Source organism: Hymenobacter setariae, from assembly GCF_007713685.1.
Taxonomy (GTDB): Bacteria; Bacteroidota; Bacteroidia; order Cytophagales; family Hymenobacteraceae; genus Hymenobacter; species Hymenobacter setariae.
This window is the reverse complement of the sequence record NZ_VMRJ01000005.1, coordinates 288,703-308,341: the sequence shown is the minus strand read 5'-3', so window position 1 is coordinate 308,341 and position 19,639 is coordinate 288,703. Positions and strand designations below refer to the sequence as shown.

Annotated in this window: 16 protein-coding genes; 15 read left to right on the top strand and 1 reads right to left on the bottom strand. The window is 58.4% G+C overall.

The genetic code is table 11. From position 1 onward, the window contains the following. Positions 1–90 precede the first annotated feature (90 nt). Entirely contained in the window at positions 91–765 is a 675-nt protein-coding gene (locus tag FNT36_RS19905) for a carboxypeptidase-like regulatory domain-containing protein (protein WP_144851344.1), read from the bottom strand. A 110-nt stretch (positions 766–875) separates the two neighbouring features. On the opposite strand from FNT36_RS19905, the gene FNT36_RS19900 reads away from it, so the two are divergent. The 15 genes from FNT36_RS19900 to FNT36_RS19830 all read left to right on the top strand — a co-directional run bounded on the left by FNT36_RS19900 (position 876) and on the right by FNT36_RS19830 (position 19,516). Continuing rightward, the gene (locus FNT36_RS19900) at positions 876–1,265 is read left to right on the top strand and encodes an ArsR/SmtB family transcription factor (protein WP_144851342.1); all 390 of its coding nucleotides are present in this window, start codon (positions 876–878) and stop codon (positions 1,263–1,265) included. Positions 1,266–1,326: 61 nt separating this feature from the next. Further along, positions 1,327–1,644 carry a (2Fe-2S) ferredoxin domain-containing protein gene (locus FNT36_RS19895; RefSeq protein WP_144851341.1) on the top strand — a complete coding sequence of 106 codons (318 nt, stop codon included), beginning with the start codon at positions 1,327–1,329 and terminating at the stop codon, positions 1,642–1,644. Positions 1,645–1,683: 39 nt separating this feature from the next. After that, positions 1,684–2,382: a YjjG family noncanonical pyrimidine nucleotidase gene (locus FNT36_RS19890; RefSeq protein ID WP_144851339.1), complete on the top strand. Its 699-nt coding sequence runs from the start codon at positions 1,684–1,686 to the stop codon at positions 2,380–2,382. A gap of 19 nt (positions 2,383–2,401) precedes the next feature. Next, a complete protein-coding gene (gene pruA, locus FNT36_RS19885; protein WP_144851337.1) occupies positions 2,402–4,069 on the top strand; it encodes an L-glutamate gamma-semialdehyde dehydrogenase in 1,668 nt (555 codons plus the stop codon). Positions 4,070–4,212: 143 nt separating this feature from the next. After that, on the top strand, positions 4,213–5,724 hold the full coding sequence (locus FNT36_RS19880; RefSeq protein WP_144851334.1) for an SGNH/GDSL hydrolase family protein: 1,512 nt from the start codon (positions 4,213–4,215) through the stop codon (positions 5,722–5,724). 6 nt (positions 5,725–5,730) lie between these two features. Beyond that, entirely contained in the window at positions 5,731–6,993 is a 1,263-nt protein-coding gene (locus tag FNT36_RS19875) for a GDSL-type esterase/lipase family protein (RefSeq protein ID WP_144851332.1), read from the top strand. Beyond that, complete coding sequence (locus FNT36_RS19870; RefSeq protein ID WP_144851330.1) at positions 6,965–8,455, top strand: MBOAT family O-acyltransferase; 1,491 nt, start codon at positions 6,965–6,967, stop codon at positions 8,453–8,455. Before FNT36_RS19875 ends, FNT36_RS19870 begins: the two co-directional genes overlap by 29 nt. A gap of 424 nt (positions 8,456–8,879) precedes the next feature. Further along, a complete protein-coding gene (locus FNT36_RS19865; protein ID WP_233636093.1) occupies positions 8,880–11,315 on the top strand; it encodes a TonB-dependent receptor in 2,436 nt (811 codons plus the stop codon). Between the two features lie 139 nt (positions 11,316–11,454). Further along, positions 11,455–12,162: an ABC transporter ATP-binding protein gene (locus FNT36_RS19860; RefSeq protein WP_317129620.1), complete on the top strand. Its 708-nt coding sequence runs from the start codon at positions 11,455–11,457 to the stop codon at positions 12,160–12,162. A gap of 4 nt (positions 12,163–12,166) precedes the next feature. Continuing rightward, the gene (locus tag FNT36_RS19855; protein WP_144851326.1) at positions 12,167–13,585 is read left to right on the top strand and encodes an ABC transporter permease; all 1,419 of its coding nucleotides are present in this window, start codon (positions 12,167–12,169) and stop codon (positions 13,583–13,585) included. A gap of 190 nt (positions 13,586–13,775) precedes the next feature. Continuing rightward, the gene (locus FNT36_RS19850; protein WP_144851324.1) at positions 13,776–15,158 is read left to right on the top strand and encodes an ABC transporter permease; all 1,383 of its coding nucleotides are present in this window, start codon (positions 13,776–13,778) and stop codon (positions 15,156–15,158) included. Positions 15,159–15,269: 111 nt separating this feature from the next. Further along, on the top strand, positions 15,270–17,246 hold the full coding sequence (locus FNT36_RS19845) for a WG repeat-containing protein (RefSeq protein ID WP_144851322.1): 1,977 nt from the start codon (positions 15,270–15,272) through the stop codon (positions 17,244–17,246). A 59-nt stretch (positions 17,247–17,305) separates the two neighbouring features. Beyond that, positions 17,306–18,733 carry a 23S rRNA (uracil(1939)-C(5))-methyltransferase RlmD gene (gene rlmD / locus FNT36_RS19840; RefSeq protein WP_144851320.1) on the top strand — a complete coding sequence of 476 codons (1,428 nt, stop codon included), beginning with the start codon at positions 17,306–17,308 and terminating at the stop codon, positions 18,731–18,733. 23 nt (positions 18,734–18,756) lie between these two features. After that, the gene (locus tag FNT36_RS19835) at positions 18,757–19,131 is read left to right on the top strand and encodes a hypothetical protein (protein WP_144851318.1); all 375 of its coding nucleotides are present in this window, start codon (positions 18,757–18,759) and stop codon (positions 19,129–19,131) included. A gap of 7 nt (positions 19,132–19,138) precedes the next feature. Next, positions 19,139–19,516: a hypothetical protein gene (locus FNT36_RS19830; RefSeq protein WP_144851316.1), complete on the top strand. Its 378-nt coding sequence runs from the start codon at positions 19,139–19,141 to the stop codon at positions 19,514–19,516. Positions 19,517–19,639 lie beyond the last annotated feature (123 nt).

The window sequence follows — 19,639 nt, the reverse complement described above, 5'->3', positions numbered from 1 at the left end:
CCTTCACTTTACCGAAAAAACCTGTCCTTTGTTGTGAAATTTACATTAACTCAACCAGTAACACACTGGCTAACAAATGCTTTTGATTGGTTAATAATCGTCACCAGACTTACGCTTGAAGTCGCCGTTTTTGACCTGCTTTATCAACTGTAGCCAGCTGAAGGGGTTTAGCAAGGGGTTATTGCTCTGCAGATTGGGGGCGGTGCCCATTCGGCGGTCAAAGTTGTACTGCTGCTGCGACATCGTCTGGCGGTAGTTGGCCGTGGCCCCCATAGGCTGGCTGTTAAAAATCTTCCGCATCAAGTCTTCATTGAGGTTTTCGGCCGCCGCCGAGCCACGCTCATCGGCCGGCTTCATAGCCAAGAAGGCGCGCTTAAAAGCCTGCTCGGTGGTGTAGGGAAACACCCGCACCTCGGGCAGCACAGTAGCATCTTCCTTGAGCGAAATAATAACCGAGAAACTTTGGCGCTGATAATCAGCCGGAATTACAATGGTCTGATTGCGGTAGCCTAGCGAACGCACCACAATGCTATCGCCAGCTAGCACGGCCATGGAGAAATAGCCGTAGGCGTTGGACGTGGTACCACGGCCAGCCTTGGGCACGTATACCGAGGCGCCAGCCACACCCAGCAGGCTGTCGCCACTCGCGATGATGCCCGTAAACTGCACTATCTGGCGCTTGCCCTGGGCCCAGGCCCGCGGGGCGGCCAGTAGGCCAGTGAGCACTACTAGGCTCAGCATCACTAAGAAACGGCGACTATTCACGAAAGTAGGGTGGGTCTTAAATCAACTAAAACAAAGATACGAAGCCGCCCGGCGCGGCCGCCGTACTTTTGGGCTTGTAAAGCAGCCGGTCGTCGGCTTCCCAACGGCAGATGCGCATAAAACATTTCTCCGTTGCATTTGGGCAACAACTTTTCAAGGCGTTGGGCGACGAGAGCCGCGTGCGCATTCTGCATTTGCTGTGGCGCAACCAAGAAATGGTCGTTGGCGACCTCGAACAGGTACTCGACTTTACCCAAACTAAAACCTCGCGCCAGCTCACGTATTTAAAGAATGCTGGGCTGGTTGGCTTTCGCCGGCTTGATAACTGGATGTTTTATTTTTTGAAGGAAGAGACAATCGAGCTACTACAGCAGTTGCTTGGGTACATGGAGCGCGACCCGCAGCTGCTGCGCGACCAACAAGTGTACCAAACCCTATGGAGCAACCGCGAGCTGGCGGCTTATAAGATTCAGAACCGCCGCTGGCTGCCCGAGTCCTAGGTTGCTACCTAGCGCAGTGAGCTACTCCATAGACAGTTATCCTATTCCTAGTTGTTTTATCATGATTGACCATCACATCTTTGTTTGCACCAATCAGAAGTCCGAAGTGGGCGACGAGGTAGCCAAGGCCATAAAAAAAGAACTTAAGCTGCAAGGACTCAAAACCTTCGTGGCAGGTGGCCAGAAAGCCCACAACCGCGTGCAAACTTGCAATTGCCTCGACCTGTGTAAGCAGTGCAAAAAGGGACCTGGCGCGGCCATCGTGGTGTACCCCGAAGGCATTTTTTATGGCAATGTGCGGCCCAAAGACGCCGAGCGCTTGGTGCACGAGCATCTAGGCAAAGGACGGCTTTTGAATGACCTGCTGCTGGACAACTAAGCCGAAGTATAACGTTAGCGCTAGCCCAATTGCCTTCTTATGAAGCAGTACCGTCATTTATTCTTCGACCTCGACCACACGCTGTGGGACTTCGAGACCAACGCCCACGAGACACTGCAGCAGCTTTACCTCGACTATGACCTAGGGCGCCACGGCACGTTTTCGTTCGAGCAGTTCAACAGCCGTTATAGTGAAGTTAACCATGCCCTGTGGCGGTTGTACCAAGCCAATAAAGTGACGCAGAAGCAGCTGCGCGAGACTCGCTTTTTGCGCACGCTCACCAAGCTGGGCGTGGCTGAGGTCGATATTCCGGCCGACATTTCGGCGCGATTTACCGACATCTTGCCCCATAAATCGGCCGTTTTTCCGCATACGCACGAGGTGCTGGGCTACCTGCGCGACAAAGGCTACGTGATGCACCTCATCACGAATGGTTTTGAAGAGGTGCAACACCTCAAGTTGGTTTCGTCGAAGTTGACTGACTTTTTCCAAGAAGTCATTACCTCCGAAGCCAGTGGCTGCCTCAAGCCCGACCCGCGCATGTTTGCCCACGCCCTAGAAAAGGCTGGGGCCACCGCCGCCGAGAGCTTGATGATAGGCGACAACCTCGAATGTGATGTACTAGGTGCCTACAACGCCGGCATTGACCAAGTGTATTTTAATCCTGAGCGGCGCCGACACTTCGTTCAAACCACTTATGAAATTGCCAGCCTGGATGAGCTGCGCAGCTTTTTGTAATCCATCCCCTCCCCTACCCATGTCCAACGCCTTTTTCCAAGTCCCCAAGCCCCTCAACGAGCCCGTAAAAGGGTACGCGCCTAATTCGCCCGAGCGGGCCGAGCTGTTGCTCGAAATCAAGCGCCTCAAGCAGTTTGAGCGCGACATTCCGATGCATATTGGGGGTCAGGAAGTGCGCACGGGCCGCACCATTAGCCTGCACCCGCCGCACGACCACCAGCATACCCTAGGGCACTTCCACGAGGGCGATGCCGCCCACGTGACCCAAGCCATTGAGGCCGCACTGGCCGCTCGTTCGGCCTGGGCCAACCTGCCTTGGGAAGAACGCGCCGCTATTTTCTTGAAGGCTGCCGACTTACTGGCCGGCCCCTACCGGGCACGCATCAATGCGGCTACCATGCTGGGGCAGAGCAAGAATGCGTTTCAGGCCGAGATTGACGCGGCTTGCGAGCTGATTGACTTTTTCCGCTTCAATGTGTACTTCATGCAGGAAATCTACCGGCAGCAGCCCGAGTCGGCTCCCGGTATGTGGAACCGCCTGGAGCACCGCCCGCTCGAAGGCTTCGTGTTCGCGCTCACGCCGTTCAACTTCACCTCTATCGCGGCCAACCTCCCTGCTTCAGTGGCCATGATGGGCAACGTAGTGGTCTGGAAGCCAGCTTACCCGCAAATCTATTCGGCCCAGGTGCTGATGGAGTTGTTTGAGGAAGCGGGCGTACCGGCCGGCGTTATCAACCTCATTTATGTGGACGGCCCGGTGGCCGGCGACGTTATTTTTAAGCACCGCGACTTTGCGGGCATCCACTTCACGGGCTCGACCAAGGTTTTCCAAACCATTTGGCAGGAGATTGGGCAGAACTTGCCCAATTACAAGTCTTACCCCCGCATCGTGGGCGAAACCGGCGGCAAGGACTTTATCGTGGCGCACCCCTCGGCGAAAGCCAAAGCGGTGGCCACGGGCATCACGCGCGGCGCATTTGAGTACCAGGGCCAGAAGTGCTCGGCGGCCTCGCGGGTATACTTGCCCTCGAACCTCGCCGATGAGATTTTGGGCTATGTGAAGCAAGATTTGGCGAGCATCAAGATGGGTGACGTCGAAGACTTTACCAACTTCGTAAACGCCGTAATCACCGAGGCTAGCTTCGACAAGCTGGCCCGCTACATCGACGGCGCCAAAAATGATTCTGACGCCGAAATCGTGGCGGGTGGCGGCTACGACAAGTCGAAGGGCTACTTCGTAGAGCCGACCGTGATTCTGGCCAAAACGCCCAAGTACGTGACCATGTGCGACGAGCTATTTGGTCCCGTCGTAACAGTGTATGTGTATGACGAGAAGGAGTTTGAGGCCACGCTTGACCTCGTCGATTCGACCTCGCCTTATGCCCTCACCGGCGCCATCTTCGCGCAGGACCGCTACGCCATCGACTTGGCTACCAAGCGCCTGGTAAACGCCGCTGGCAATTTCTACATCAACGACAAGCCTACCGGGGCCGTGGTGGGCCAACAGCCCTTCGGCGGCGCCCGCGCCTCGGGCACCAACGACAAAGCCGGCTCGGCCCTCAACCTGCAGCGTTGGGTGTCGCCCCGCGCTATTAAGGAGACGTTTAACCCGCCTACGGACTATCCTTATCCTTTCATGGGCGCCGCGCCCAAGGAGGATTTGAACCTCGACAAAGGCGGCTTTTAAGCTGAACGGCTAGCCAATCTAGGAGCGACTGGAAACGGTCGCTCCTTTTTTGTGTTTTCCTGAGCTAAAACTGAAGGAAAAACGAGTAGCTATCTCAACGCGGCTGGCCCGTTGCCGTACCTTTGCACCTGCTACTGCTAGGTATGAATTCTTCGCGTTCGCAAAACCCGTTCTTGCTGGTTTTGCTCACGGTAGGCCTCCTAGGTCTACTTTCTCTCTTAAAACCGGGCTTGACGGTGGGCGGCGTGGAGCTGCGGCCCGTGCGCCTGCTGGCCGACATCTTGCGCAAAGACCCTACGGCGGTGGCTCGCCTCGATGCGCCGCCCCCCAATGGCCCCGCCACCGCTACCCCTGCCGACACGGTAGCCGCCGCAGCCCCGCCCGACTCGGCCGAAGTGGCGGCCAAGACCCGGGCGCCGAGCGTGCCTAACCTAGGCGGCCTTGACAGCTTTTTGGCCGCCCTGCGCCAAACCAAAGCCGACGGCAGCCCGGTGCGCATTGCCTATTTTGGCGACTCCATGATTGAGGGCGACCTCATCACCGGCGACCTACGCAATAGCCTCCAAACCGAGTTTGGCGGCACGGGCGTGGGCTACGTGCCAATAAACTCTATTACAGCCGATTTTCGGGGCACCATCCACCAGACGTTTTCCGACGACTGGAAGGAGTACAACTTGGTGACGCCTAAGCTACCGACTGAATACCCCCTAGGTATCTCGGGTCACGTATTTTTACCACGTGCGCTAGCCTCGGGCGATAGCACAGCTGGCACCCCAGCAAGCGCTAGCTGGGCCGAGTTTCGGGGGGGCGGGCCGTTTGCGGCGGTGCGGCGCTTCGAGCAGGCGCAGCTGTTCTATGGCCCCGGCGCAGCCCGCGATGAAGTGCTCGTGACCACCAACGGCCACGAGGTACCGCACGCCCTCACCGGCAGCAGGGCGGTAAATGCCATGCTGCTCAAGCCCGGCGTGCCGGCCCGCACCATGCGCCTAGCCTTTGCCACGCACCGCCCGCGCCCAGTGTATGGCGTCAGCTTCGAGAGTTCTAGGGGCGTGGTGCTCGACAATTTTTCGTTTCGAGGCAACAGCGGCATGTCGCTCACCCGCATACCATTTAAGGAGTTGGCGGCGTTTGGTAAGGTGCTCGATTACCGCCTCATCATTCTGCACTACGGTGTAAACGTGGCCTCGGCCAGCAATAAAAGCTACGGCTGGTACGCCCGCGCCATGACCCGCGTGGTTGACCGCATGCAACGCGCCTTCCCCAACGCCAGCATTCTCATCGTGGGCATGAGCGATAAAAGCTCGCGCATCGACGGCGAGTTTCAGACCGACCCCAGCGTGCCCCGGCTGCTGGCCGCGCAGCAGCAGCTGGCCCAGCGCAACCACGCCGCGTTCTGGAATTTGTTTGAAGCGATGGGCGGCGAAAACTCGATGGTGAGCTGGGTCGAAGAATCACCGGCCTTGGCTAATAAAGACTATACCCACGTCAACTCCCGAGGCGCGCACAAAATCGCGGGCCTGCTCTTCGATTTTCTGATGCAGCAGTACGCCCACCCCACTCCTGGCCCCACCACCAAGCCTGCCACTCGCGTTGACAGCAGCGGCCCCGCCGCGGCCCAAACTTACGCCCCCGATACGGCTTCGGCTATTCAGTAATTACACATGCGCTTGCTTTCTTATCTGCTCTTGCTGGGCTGGCTGCTGGCCGGCGGCATGGCGCACGCGCAGCAAGCGCCCCGCAGCCAGCTCGACAGCTTGCAGCGGGCCCATCCCTTCCTGCGCACCTCGGCCAACCACATCGAGAACGCGACCATCGGCCTCCAGCGCTTTTACCAGCGGCTGCGGCAACCTAGGCAGCAACCCGCGGCGCTGCCCGGCAGCCGCGTGAGCATTGTGCACCTAGGCGACTCGCACATTCAGGCCGATGACTACTCCGACCGCGTGCGGCACGAGCTACAGCGCACCTACGGCAATGCCGGCCGTGGCCTGATATTTCCCTACGAAGTGGCGCGCACCAACGGCTCACCCACCTACCGCACTGCCTCAGTCCGCGGCACTTGGCGCTCGAAGCGCGTGCTGGCGGCGCAGCCCGATAGCACGCTACCGGTGGGCCTGAGCGGCATCTCGCTCGCTACCGCCGACTCAGGCGCGGCCTTCACCCTGCGCATTCCGCTTCGGTATTGGCCGGCATATCAGTTTAACTCCCTGACGGTGCTGCGCCAGCCCGGCCCGACAACTTTTGATTGGCAGGTGCTCACGCCGCAGCACAAGCTCCTAGGTACCGTGCCCGGCGCGGGCCGCAGCGTGGCCGATACACTGCCCCTCGACTCACTCCGCACCCTCGTGACGCTGCGCACTACCCGCCGCACCGCCGCCCAAACTAGCGGCGTGCTTTATGGCCTAGTGCTGGAAAATGGTAAGCCCGGTGTGCTCTACCACGCCATCGGCATCAATGGGGCGCAGGTGCACCAGTACAACCGCACGCCGCAGTTTCTGGCCCAGCTACCGCTGCTTCAGCCCGATTTATTCATTATCTCTCTAGGTACCAACGACGTGTATTATCCCAAATACACGCCCGAGCGCTTTACCGCGCAGCTCGATACGCTGGTGCGCAGCCTGCGCCGGCGCTCCCCCGAGGCTGAAGTGCTGCTAGTAGCCCCCGCCGATTCGTACCGTGCCCGCCGCTACCGCAACCCCGAGTTTGCGCGGGTATCGGGCATCCTGCGCGCCTATGCGCAGGCCCACGACCTGGCTTACTGGGATTTTGCTGCCGTGCAGGGTGGCTACGGCAGCATGGCCCAGTGGCGAGCAGCCGGGCTAGCCCAGGCCGATTTAATTCACTTCACTCGCTCGGGCTACGACTTGCAGGGCCTACTACTTTACCTCGCGCTTCAGGATGGATTTGCTGCGTTCCCTACTCGATAACATCGATTTCGACCGGCTGCTGGGCCAATTTGCCTACAGCCCCAAGAGCCCGATGATATTCAACACGGGGTTCTTTTTATTGCTGTTTCTAGGATTCCTAGGCATCTACCAGTTGCTGCGCGGGCACCACCGGGCGCGGCTGCTCTACGTCACGGCCTTCTCGCTGTTTTTTTACTACAAGTCGAGTGGCTGGTACTTCCTACTGCTAGTTTTTTCGACCATCGTCGAGTACAACTTCGCACTCTGGATAGCCGATTCCAGCAGTCAAACGAAGCGTAAGTTACTGCTCACACTCAGCCTGATAGTCAACCTAGGGATGTTGTTTTACTTCAAGTACACCAACTTCTTCCTCAGTGGCTACCAGGCGCTCACCGGCCAGCCGGTGCCGGTGCTGCACGTGCTGCTGCCGGTAGGCATCTCGTTCTACACCTTCCAGACCCTGAGCTACACCCTCGACGTGTACCGCAACCAGATAAAGCCGCTGCGCAACATCTGGGACTTTGCATTTTTCGTGTCCTTCTTCCCGCAGCTCGTGGCTGGCCCCATCGTGCGGGCCTCCGATTTCATACCCCAAATTCCCAAAAAGCCCTTCCTCTCCCGCGAGGACATGGGCCGGGCGGTGGTGCTCATCGCGGCGGGCTTGTTCAAGAAAGCCATCATCTCCGACTACATCAGCCTCAACTATGTAGACCGCATTTTCGACATGCCCACCCGCTACAGCGGCATCGAAAACCTGCTCGGCGTGTACGGCTACGCCATGCAGATTTACTGCGACTTTTCGGGCTACTCTGATATTGCCATCGGCATCGCGCTGCTCCTAGGTTACAAGTTGCCGCCCAACTTTCTCTCGCCCTACCAAAGCACCAGCATCACCGAGTTTTGGCGGCGCTGGCACATTTCGCTGTCGAGCTGGTTGCGCGATTACCTCTACATCCCGCTGGGTGGCAACCGTAAGGGTGTGGTGCGCCAGTACATTAATCTATTTCTGACCATGCTTCTAGGTGGCCTGTGGCACGGTGCATCGCTCACGTTCGTGCTGTGGGGCGCCCTGCACGGTGCGGCACTGGCAGTGGATAAGCTCTTCCAGAAGATTTTCAAGCCCGGCGACAACTGGTTTATCAAGCTGCTCGGCTGGTTTATAACCTTCCATTTCGTGTGCTTCTGCTGGATATTCTTCCGCGCCGGCACCTTCGACATCGCCACCCAAGTTATCCACCAAATTACCCACAACCTGCGGCCCGACCTACTGCCCCAAGTGGTCGCCAGCTTCCGCGCCGTATTCGTGCTGGTGGCCCTAGGGTATCTGCTACACGCCATCCCCGATGGCTTCACCTTCCAGCTCGAAGGCGCCATGGGTTGCCGCTCTGTAGTAACCCAAGCGGTGGTCGTGACGGTGGTTATTTGGCTGGTTATCCAAGTGAAATCGGCCGAGATTCAGCCGTTTATCTACTTCCAATTCTAGACCGCAGATTCAAACAGATTTTGCATATACGCCCGTTTGCGGCGCGTTGACTATTTCATTTCTGGGAGCCCTTCGCCACCTATTTGGCGAAGGGCTTTTTCGTGCGCCTTCTAGCAAATACCGCCCAGTTAGGCTGCTAGCTGGTTGCGGTCGGCTCCTCTATCACTTTGGGCCGGGAGCCAGGAGTAGGGCGCCACGTCAGCATACAGGAAGAATTAGCGATTATTATTTTATGCAACATAGTTTCAAATAAGACGATGCATAAACTACATTTGTTCTTCACAAAGGTCAAAATAGCACTTTGTGATTTTGAATGAAGGCCATTGCTTACACTGATAACTCATCTATTTCTTATAAACTATGTTGCGCAAGTAGGCTGGCCAATTTGCAGCTGACACGTGTTCTGAGCATCTGGAGCTTACTGTTGCTACTCACCATTACAGCCTCGGCCCAGACCCTAGGGGTCATTACCGGCCACGTAGCCGGGCCAAGCGGACAGGCGTTGGAAGGTATTTCGGTAGTGGAACAAACCGGCCAATTTGCGACCTTGACCGATGCGCAGGGCCGTTTCACGCTGGATAAGCTGCCGCTGGGCTCGTACACGCTCATCACCCGCAGCCTAGGGCACCAAGAGGCGCGCCGCACGGTGCTGCTGAGCGCCGACTCCCCCAGCGCCATCGCCGATTTTAAGCTGACAACCAGCTCCAACGCCATCCAGGAAGTGGAGGTGCTAGGCCGCCAGGAAACGACCTACAAAAGCGATTACAGCCTAGTCGGCACGCGCACCTCGACCGACCTTATCGACGTGCCGCAGTCCATCTCGACCGTAACCAAGGAGCTGATGGATGACCGCCAAGCCTACCGCCTCACCGACGTAGTGAAGAACGTGGCCGGCGTGGCGCAATATTCTCACTACGATGACTTTACCATTCGTGGCTTTCGCAATGGCTATGAAAGCGGCTTCCGGCTGCTCAATGGCCTGCGGTCGGGTTTTAGCTACGGCAACGCCTTTACGCAGGCGCCACTCACGGTGAACCTAGAGCGCGTGGAGGTGCTAAAAGGGCCGGGCGCGGCGCTATTTGGCGACATCAACCCCGGCGGCACCATCAACATGGTGACCAAAAAGCCGCTGGCCACCGAGCGCAAAGCCATGACGTTTTCGACCGGCAGCTTCAATACCATGCGCGCCACAGCCGACTTCACCGGCCCGCTCACCGACAAGCAAAACGTGCTCTACCGCGTGAATGCGGGCTACGAGAAAAGCAACACCTTCCGCGACGTGAACGACACGCGCACGCTGATGCTGGCCCCCACCGTCACGTTTTTGGTGACCGACAAAACCACCCTCAACGCCGAGCTAGTGTACACGCACAGCGACGGGTTTCTAGACCGCGGCCTACCCATCAAGAGCAACGACCTTTTCGCTGTCTCGCGCTCCTTCACCCTGAGCCAGCCCAGCGACTATTTCCGCACGACCACCTACTACCTCAATGCGTCGCTGAATCACAAGTTCAACAACTGGCTGTCGTTCAATGCCTCTTACCTAGACTTCACGTACAACGAGAACCTAAGCGAGCACCGCACGCTCAACAGCTACGACAACTCGGACCCGACCAAGCCGCGCAATTCCATCATGAACCTGCGCTACTTCGACCGCCGCGCTGAGGAGTACACCAAGAACTTGTCGGCTTACTTTGTAGCCAATCGCACTACTGGCTCGGTGGTCCATAAAGTGGTTATCGGGGCCGATTATATCCGCTTCAATACCGACCGCGAAAGCGCCATGTTTGAGGCCCGGCAACGCGTAGTAACCAGCGTGGCCAATGGGGTAGTGAGCCAGCGCGTGGCGCCGCTGCAATTTGACCTCAACAGCCCAAGTTACGAAATCCGCGACCCGAGCACCTACGTCCGCCGGCCGACGCCCGCGTTTTTCACCGACTACATCAACTCGATTTACCACACCACGGGCCTCTATGTGCAAGACCAAGTAGAGGTAACGCCCCGCCTAGGGGTACTGCTGGGGGCACGCTACGAGCTGTTTGCCGACGAACGCGACTACGGTGACGGCTCTACCAACATTCCGCAAACCAAGTTCTTACCTAGGGCGGGCCTCACGTATGCGCTGCGCGAAAACCTGAATTACTTCGCCAGCTATAGCGCGGGCTTCCGCCCGCTGCGGCCCGAGCTTATCCGCTTTCCCGAGCGCTATGGGCGCAGCGAACCGTTCAGTCCCGAAACCAGCTACCAGCTTGAAACCGGCCTGAAAGGTGAGTTTTTCGACCGCGCCCTGTTTGCCACCGTGGCCGCCTACCAGATTGAGCGCCACAACCAGCTCGTAAACACTGGCTCGCTCACAGCCGCTGGGGCCGCCATCTACCGCCAAAACCAAGCCCGCTCGCGCGGCGTGGAAGTCGAATTGACGGGTAACATCCTGCCCAACTTCAGCCTGAACGCTAACTATGCCTTCAACCACACCGAGGTAGTCGAGGCCGACCTAGCCGCCGAAAAAGGCCAGCCCCTCGCCAACGCCCCCCAAAACTCGGGCGGCTTGTGGGCCAAATACACCTTTCTCACGCCCACGCTGCGCGGCCTAGGCCTAGCTGTAGGCGGCAACTTCGTAGCCCGCCGCCGCTTCGAAAACCAGGTAACGCCCCTCGACGGTGGCCCCGACCAATGGGCTTACTGGCCCGGCTACGCAGTGGCCGACGTGGCACTGTTCTACACCGTCAACCACTTCAACTTCCACGTCAACCTGAACAACCTGTTCGACAAGTACTACTTCGTGGGCGGCTACGACTATTTCCGCGCCAGCCCCGGCGCCCCCCGCAATTACATGGTCACGCTGGGGTACTCTTTTTAACGAAAACCCTACCCCCGTCCCCTCCCCTCCGGGAGAGGGGAGCCAACTATTAGCAGACGTTGGCGAACGTCAGGCTCCCCTCTCCCGGAGGGGAGGGGACGGGGGTGGGGTTATCCGCCTGCTTTTACTACCTACGATTATGTCTTACATTCTCGAAGCCAAGGACCTGCGCAAGCAGTACCCCGATAAGCTAGCCCTCAAAAACCTCAACCTTCAGCTATCTCCCGGCGAGGTATTTTGTCTGCTGGGCCAAAACGGCGCGGGCAAGTCCACAACCATAAACTTGTTCCTGGGCTTCATCGCGCCCACGGCGGGCGCGGCCTACCTAGGCGGCTTGGAAGTGGCCCGCCACCCACTCGAAATCAAGAAGCTGCTGGCCTATATTCCCGAAAACGTACTGCTCTATCCCCACCTCACGGGGCTCGAAAACCTGGCCCTGCTCAGCGGCCTAGCGGGCTTCAAGTACCGCGAAAGCGAGCTGCGCGACTACCTCACCCAGGCTGGGCTGCCGCCCGAGGCGGCCCAGCGCCGGGTGAGCACCTACTCCAAGGGGATGCGCCAGAAGGTGGGTATTGCCAGCGCCGTGGCCAAGCGGGCGCAGGTGCTGCTGCTCGACGAGCCCACCTCGGGCCTCGACCCCAAGGCCTCAAACGAATTTTCGGAGCTGCTGCGCCTACTCAGTGGCCAAGGCACGGCCGTGTTCATGGCCACCCACGACATTTTCCGGGCCAAGGAAGTGGGCACGCGCGTGGGCATCATGCGCGAGGGCGAGCTGGTAGATGTGCGCCCTACCGCCGCCCTCAATGCCAACGAGCTAGAGCAGCTTTACCTCACGCACATGCAGTAAGCTCATGGTCAGAAGCATTGCTCATAAAGAATTTCTCAGCACCCTACGCGACCGCCGTTTCTTGGTGCTGAGCCTACTGGTGCTGGCCCTACTGCTGGCCGCTACATTGGTGGGCCGGCGCGGTTACGTCGCGTTGCAGGCCGAGCGCGCCGTGGCCCAAGAGACCGTGAATGAGCAGTTTCACCACCAGCCGGGCCGGCACCCGTACCGGGTGGCGCACTACGGCACGTTCGCGTTTCGGCCCCGCGCCGCGCTCAGCTTTCTGGATAATGGCCTTGATTCCTTCACCGGCGCGGTGGTGTACCTAGAGGCGCATCAGCAAAACAGCGTCAATTTCAGCCCCGCCCAACAGGCCGGCTCGCTCATCCGCTTTGGCGAGCTCACGGTGGCTTTCGTGCTGCAAACGCTAGTGCCGCTACTGCTCATCTTCTTGTGCTTCGGGGCTTTCACGGAGGAGCGCGAGGCGGGCACGCTACGCCTGCTGCTCAGCCAGGGCGTAACACTGCGGCAAGTGGCTTGGGGCAAGATAGCGGGCTACAGCTGGGCCGCCGTCCTGGTGGTAGCGCCCGCCCTAGGGTTAGCCAGCATCCTGCTACTTAGTGGCGAAGCCACAGCCAGCAGCCCCGACCGCTGGGCGCGGCTGGCTCTATTTGGGCTGGGCTACGCGGTGTATTTCTTCGTCATTATAGTAGGTGCGGTAGTAGTGTCGGCGCGGGCCAGCCAGTCGCGGGCGGCGCTGGTCACGCTGCTGGGCTGCTGGATGCTGGGTTGCCTTATTTTACCTAAGGCTACTGCCAACCTAGGCGCGGGTCTCTTCCCGGCCATCACCAAGGCGCAGCTCGATGCCGCCGTGCACGAAGAAGCCCAGCATGGCATCAACGGCCACGACCCACAGGATAGGCGGGCTGCAGCCCTCAAGGCAGGCCTACTCAAAAAATATGGCGTTACCGAAGAAAAAGACCTGCCCGTAAGTGTGGCCGGCGTGACTATGGCCGAAGGCGAGGCCTATTCGAGCCGGGTGTATCAGCAGCACTTTGCCGACCTCACCCGTACCTACGAGCGCCAAAATGCCCTGTCCACTTGGGCCAGTCTGCTCAATCCCTACCAAGCTATTCGGCCACTGTCGATGGGGCTGGCCGGGTCTGATTTTGCGCACTATGTGCACTTTCAGCAGGCGGCCGAGGCCTACCGCTACCAACTCGTACAGCACCTCAATGGTCTGCAAGCTAGCATGGGCTACGGCGACAAAGAGCGTCGCCTCGACGCGAGCACTTGGCGAGCCATCCCGGTTTTCACTTATCAAGCCCCGCCGCTGGGCTGGGCGCTACCGCAGTTGGCCTTGCCCGCGCTGGCACTACTGGCGTGGGCCCTAGGTCTAAGCTGGCTAGGCATGCGGCTGGTGGACCGCAGCACTACAGGCTAGTCACTTTCCCAGCCCCTGCATTTAACACCGTCGTGCAGCGCGCAGCGAAGCATCTCGCGTGGCGCAGTAATTCTTGGCGTAAGCAACGAAGCAAGTAAGATGCTTCGCTGCGCGCTGCATGACGGGATTCATTATTCTTTGCTCGGAAGACCTATTCACATAGACTAGCCAGCACCGTTTTGTCTACATTATGCGCCTTTTCCGCCTGCTTTTTTACTACGAATACCTGCATTTCAAAGCCGCGCGGGGCTTATTGTTGCTTACGGGCCTACTGCTGGCGGCGGGTCTCTACGGCATCTACTATGGTACGGCCGAGGTAGCCCGCCAGCGCCAGCATCTGGCCGAATTACCCGACCTAGGGCGCCACCAAGTAGCCGAGCTGCAAACCAAGTTTCCTGGCCCCGCCGATGCCGGTGATATCGGCTACTACCACCAGAACTACGCCCTGCACCACCCCACGGCTTGGGCCGGCCTCGCGCTGGGCCAGCGCGATGTCAACCCCTACTACCTCAAGCTGCGCCTGCTGGGCCTGCAAGGCCAGCTCTACGCCTCCGAAAACGTGAACCCGGCCAAGGCGCTCAGCGGCAATTTTGACCTGGCCTTTGTGCTGGTATATCTGTTTCCGCTGCTGATTATCGCCCTAGGGTTCAACCTACTATCAAGCGAGCGCGAGCAGGGCATTTTGCCGCTACTGCTGGCCCAGCCGGTGAGTGCCACGCAGCTTGTGATAGCCAAGCTAGCGTTTCGGCTGGCGGTAGTGCTGGGGCTGGGGGCGCTGCTATCGGCCCTAGGGCTGTACTGGGCGCGGGTGCCACTCGATGGCCGTGTAGGCTTGTGGCTGGCTTTAGGTGGGCTGTACTGCCTATTTTGGTTTGGCGTGGTGCTGCTGGTTACGGCCTGGCAGCGCAGCTCGTCTTTTAATGCGGTGGCGCTGCTGGGCGCGTGGCTCACGCTGGTGGTGCTGGTGCCCAGTCTCTTGAGCGTGTACGTGGCCGCCGCCCGGCCGGTGCCGCAGGGCTTGGCGCTCACCATCCAGCAACGCGAGGCCATCCACAGCGGCTGGGACCGGCCTAAGGATGAGACTATGCGCCAGTTTTTCGCGCACTACCCGCAGTACCGCGACACGACTACCATCCGCGAGCGCTTTGTGTGGCGCTGGTACTACGCCTTTCAGTACCTAGGCGACCAGTCGGCTGCCCCGCTGGCCCGGGCTTATGCCACTGGCCAGGCCCAGCGCCACGCTCTGGCTCAGCAGCTGGTGTGGCTGTCGCCGGCGCTCAGTGCACAGCTCAGCTTCAACGCCTTAGCTGGCACCGACCTGCCTGCCCACCTGGCTTTCCAGCAAAGTGCTACTCGCTACCACGACGCGCTACGGGCGTTGTACTACCCATTTTTATTCGATAAAATCCCCTTCACCCACGCCGACTACGCCCGCTTGCCCACCCACTCCTTCACTAGCCCCACCGATACGGGCGCGGCCTGGGCCGGTCTAGGGCAACTACTATTGAGCGTGGGCGCGGTGTATGGCCTAGGGCTGACTATGCTACGCGGGCGAGCTATTACCCCTAGGTAGCGGTTGGGCTTGGGGCGTCTTGGCATGCCTTGGGCTGATAGTTACTTTTGGCCGCAGAATGCGGCGGCGGCTGGGTCTTAATAGCTGGCGAGCCGCTAGTAACAGCGCGCCATGTCGTTTTCCACCACGTTGATTCGGATTGTCAGTCTACTCCTACTAATATGGCTATTAGTAGGGTGTGCTACGCCGACTGACACGCGGCGTACGACCGCGTTGTTTCCGATGGTGGAGCAGGGGCGGTGGGGCTTTATCGACTCGACGGGCGCGATAGTGATAACGCCCCGGTTTGCGCAGGTGCAGGAGTTTGCTGAGGGGCTAGCGCCGGTACGAGAGGCTGGCCATTATGGCTTTATGGATGGCACCGGCCACTTAGTGCTTGCTCAGTCATACGGCTACGCATCGCCCTTTTACCACGGGCTGGCGGTGGTGCAGCAAGACAGCACACCGCAGCTTATCGACCGGATGGGCCACCTAGCGCCGCTCGCCGCCGCTTATAAAGAGTTGGAGTGGCAGCCCGGCTTAGACGGCGGTGGCTTGTGGGTAGCTTCTCTCCCCTCGCATTATCGCCAGCTTTTAGCTAGTACTGGCAAGCTGCTAAATACGCACGTATTCAATAAAATCGGGCAGCTAAGCAGCAACCGGGTTGTGGTAAAAGACACAGCGGCGCTACGCGACCGGGAAGGACGACTACTCACCGAAGCTGTGGGCGTACTTGACGGTCGTGGAAAATTGGTTATTCCTTATTATCGATTCAGTTCTATTTCAACTTTCCACAATGGCCTGGCAACTGCCTCGCTCTATCAAGCAGGCGCTGATGCTGAGCCCCTGTGCATCATCGACACGACTGGCAGAATCCTGACCCGTCTACCTAGAAACCAAGAGTTTGCCGATTACAGCGAAGCTGAATTTGCCGATGATGTAGTGCGCGTACACATTAGCAAAGATGGTGGAGCGGCTAACCTAGATAATAGCTACCCAGCAGTCATTGACAAGCAGGGGCGCGTGCTATTTCACAACCGCCGCTTGCAACGGTTAACCGACTTTTACCATGGCCGTGCTTGGGCACAAGAGAAGGACGATGACTGGTACCTGATTGACAAGGCGGGCAGGCGCTTGTCAACAGTAGCGGTACAATTCCTTTTGGGGCCCGGCGGCCACGATGCGCCTCCCGCTTTTGCAAACGGCGCCGAAGTGGTAGAACTAGCAAACAATGAGGGATATGCCGCATTAGACAGCACTGGCCGGGTGGTACGCCACCTAGAAGAACCGATGCTTGGCAACTCTCCTCAGCAAGCCGGCGATTTACTCCTATTCTATGGCACTGATAGCCTGCAACGCATGGGCTTTTGGAACTGGCGCACGGGCTTGTTAGTCCGCGAGCGCTTCTCGGCCATTAGCTCTGCTGGCTACCAGCACGGCTTGCTACCCGTGCTGGAAGACGACCGCCTAGGATATCTCTCGCCACAGGGTCGCTACGTGTGGCGGGCCAAACCTATGCCCAGCACTCCCCTTAATCTGGACTTTATGCGGCGCGGCATTTATCCGGTGGCCTCAGCTCCACTACGGCGCTACGCCGGCGCGGGAGGCTGGGGACAGTCAGATAACCAGTCTAGGCCCATTGGCAACCGTCGCTTTACCGCGCACGCCCTAGGTGTGCAAGTGGCCCAACAGGCAACCCCCGGCACCTTTGGCAAACGCTACCACGGCTACGCACTCACTATCTCAAATACAACCGCAGACACCATAGTATTTGACGCGCAGGATAGTAGCTTGTCTCTCACGCTACAGGCTCAGGATAAGCAGGGCCAGTGGCGCGATATTGAATATTCGCCCAGTAGCTGGTGCGGCAACAGCTACCACCGGGTTTTTCTGGCTCCCGGTCAATATTGGCAACTACCGGTGCCCGCGTATGCGGGCGAGTTTCCGACGCAGCTGCGGGCCCGGCTGCTACATCGCCGCGCTAGGGGCACGCGCTCGCAGCAAGTAGTAGTGTACAGCAATTCGTTTGCAGGTAGCGTCAATCCCGCGCAGTTCTGGCGGCCTCAAGGCTATAGTCCGCAGGGCATCATGGACCCATATTTGAATTAGGCAACGCAGCAGGCCGCCGAAGCCAAGTCGTAACTTTGCGCCCCTTACCGCAAAAAGTTATGCCTAGCAAAGCCACCAAGCTCGCCAATTCTATCCCGCCCGAAGCCCTCCTCAATGTCGAAATCCAAGACATGGTGGCCGAAGGCAAATGTCTGGTTCGCATTAATAACCTAGTAGTTTTTGTAAACCAGGTAGCCCCCGGCGACGTGGTAGACTTGCGCATCAGCAAGGCCCACAAACGCTTTATGGAGGCCACGCCTACCAAGTACCACAAGTATTCGGAGCTGCGCACCACGCCGTTTTGCCAGCATTTTGGCACCTGCGGCGGCTGCAAGTGGCAGCACATCAGCTACGACGCGCAGCTCAACTACAAGCATCAGCAGGTAGAGGACACCTTGCAGCGCATTGGCAAAGTGGAGATACCCGAAGTGCGCCGCATCTTGGCCTCACCCGAGCGCAAGTACTACCGCAACAAGCTCGAATATACCTTCAGCTTTATGGGCTGGCTGACGGAGGAGCAGATTAAAGACGAAACCGCGCAGTACGACCGCCGCGTGTTGGGCTTTCACACGCCGGGCCGCTTCGACAAGATTATCGACATCGAGCACTGCCACTTGCAGCCCGAGCCGAGCAACGAAATCCGCCTTTTCATCCGCGACTATGCGCGGGAGAACATGCTGCGCTTCGGCAACATCATCAAGCAAACCGGGCTGCTGCGCAACCTCATCATCCGCACCGCCGAGAGCACTGGCGAAACGATGGTGATTCTGCAATGCTACCGCCAGCACCAAGCCATCGAGCCGCTGCTCGATGCGGTGTATGAGAAGTTTCCGCAGATTACGTCGCTCAACTACGTGCTCAACGACAAGGGCAACGAGACCTTCCACGACCTCGAAGTGGTGTGCTACAAAGGCAAGCCCTACATCGAGGAAGAAATGGAGGGCCTGCGCTTTCGCATCGGCCCCAAGTCGTTTTATCAAACCAACTCGGCCGGCGCCTACAACCTCTACAAAGTGGCCCGTGAGTTTGCCGAAATTAAACCCACCGACCTCGTGTACGACCTCTACACCGGCGCGGGCACCATCGCCAACTTCGTGGCCCGTCAGGCCAAGCGCGTGGTGGGCGTGGAATACGTGGAGCAGGCCGTGCTCGACGCCCGCGTGAACTCGGAAATCAACGGCGTGACCAATACCGAGTTTTTCGCCGGCGACATGAAGGACATGCTCACCGAGGCCTTCACCAGCCACCATGGCCACCCCGACGTCATCATCACCGACCCGCCCCGCGCTGGCATGCACGAAGACGTGGTGAAGCGCCTCGTGGAGCTGCGCGCCCCTAGGGTAGTCTACATCAGCTGCAATCCCGCTACCCAGGCGCGAGACCTGGAGCTGCTCGACGAGGTGTACAAAGTAACCCGCGTGCAGCCGGTGGATATGTTCCCGCACACCCACCACGTGGAGAATGTGGTGCTGCTGGAGTTGAAGTAGTTTTCCTTCCTGCAGCAATTATTATGGGCGACACGTTTCATCTTGTAAACCTTGATAAACAGGAGAGCATCCAGTTTAGCAAAATTCCTGCTGCTAAAATGCGGGAGATAGCTGGCTCTATGGCAGCTGCTAGCATCACCACTTGGTACTTGCTAAATAATCGAGGTGACCGAATCGCCTTTCTTAGTGCATATGAAAGCGAGCATCATTTATTCGGCCAGACCTACCTCTCTTCCGCATTTAATTACTACCCTGATGTTACAGACGCAGTAGTAGAGCAGCTTATCGAGGCTAAGGTTCTGCGCGACGCCGGAATCTTATGGGAAGATGAAGATGACAGAGACTTGGTTTTGAGAGACCTGCGCAACATTTGGGACGTAAAGGCAAAAGACAATTAATTAGCACATGGACTACTTCAACGACCCCGAGCTAAACGGCAAATACCTAGGGACGATTACCAAGGATTTTGCCACTGTGTCCGACACGCTCAAGGAAGCCTCGTACCAGATTCGCAAGCGCGAGATTTCGCAGTACCCGGTTTTCATTTTTGCTCGGCAGGCGGTGCAGCTCGGCAGCCTGCTCATTAATGCCGACGAAATAGAGGGCCTGCAATGGCACATCTTCGCCAGCTACCTCGAAATCCTGGCTCAGCAAGGCATCGTGGACCCCGAGAAAATCGAAGATTTTACCGCCACCTGGAAAAATCCCGATGAGTTTTGCTGCCTCTTCGTGGTCGATGAAGAGTTCACAAATTTTGTGTACATCCCCTACCCCGAGGACTAGGAACTAAGCTAAAAACCGGCTGTCATGCGGAGCTTGCGAGGCATCTTATCACGTTAGAATTACTAATCCTGGCGTGAGAAAGTGCTTTGCAAGCTCCGCATGACAGCCGATTTTTTATATCGA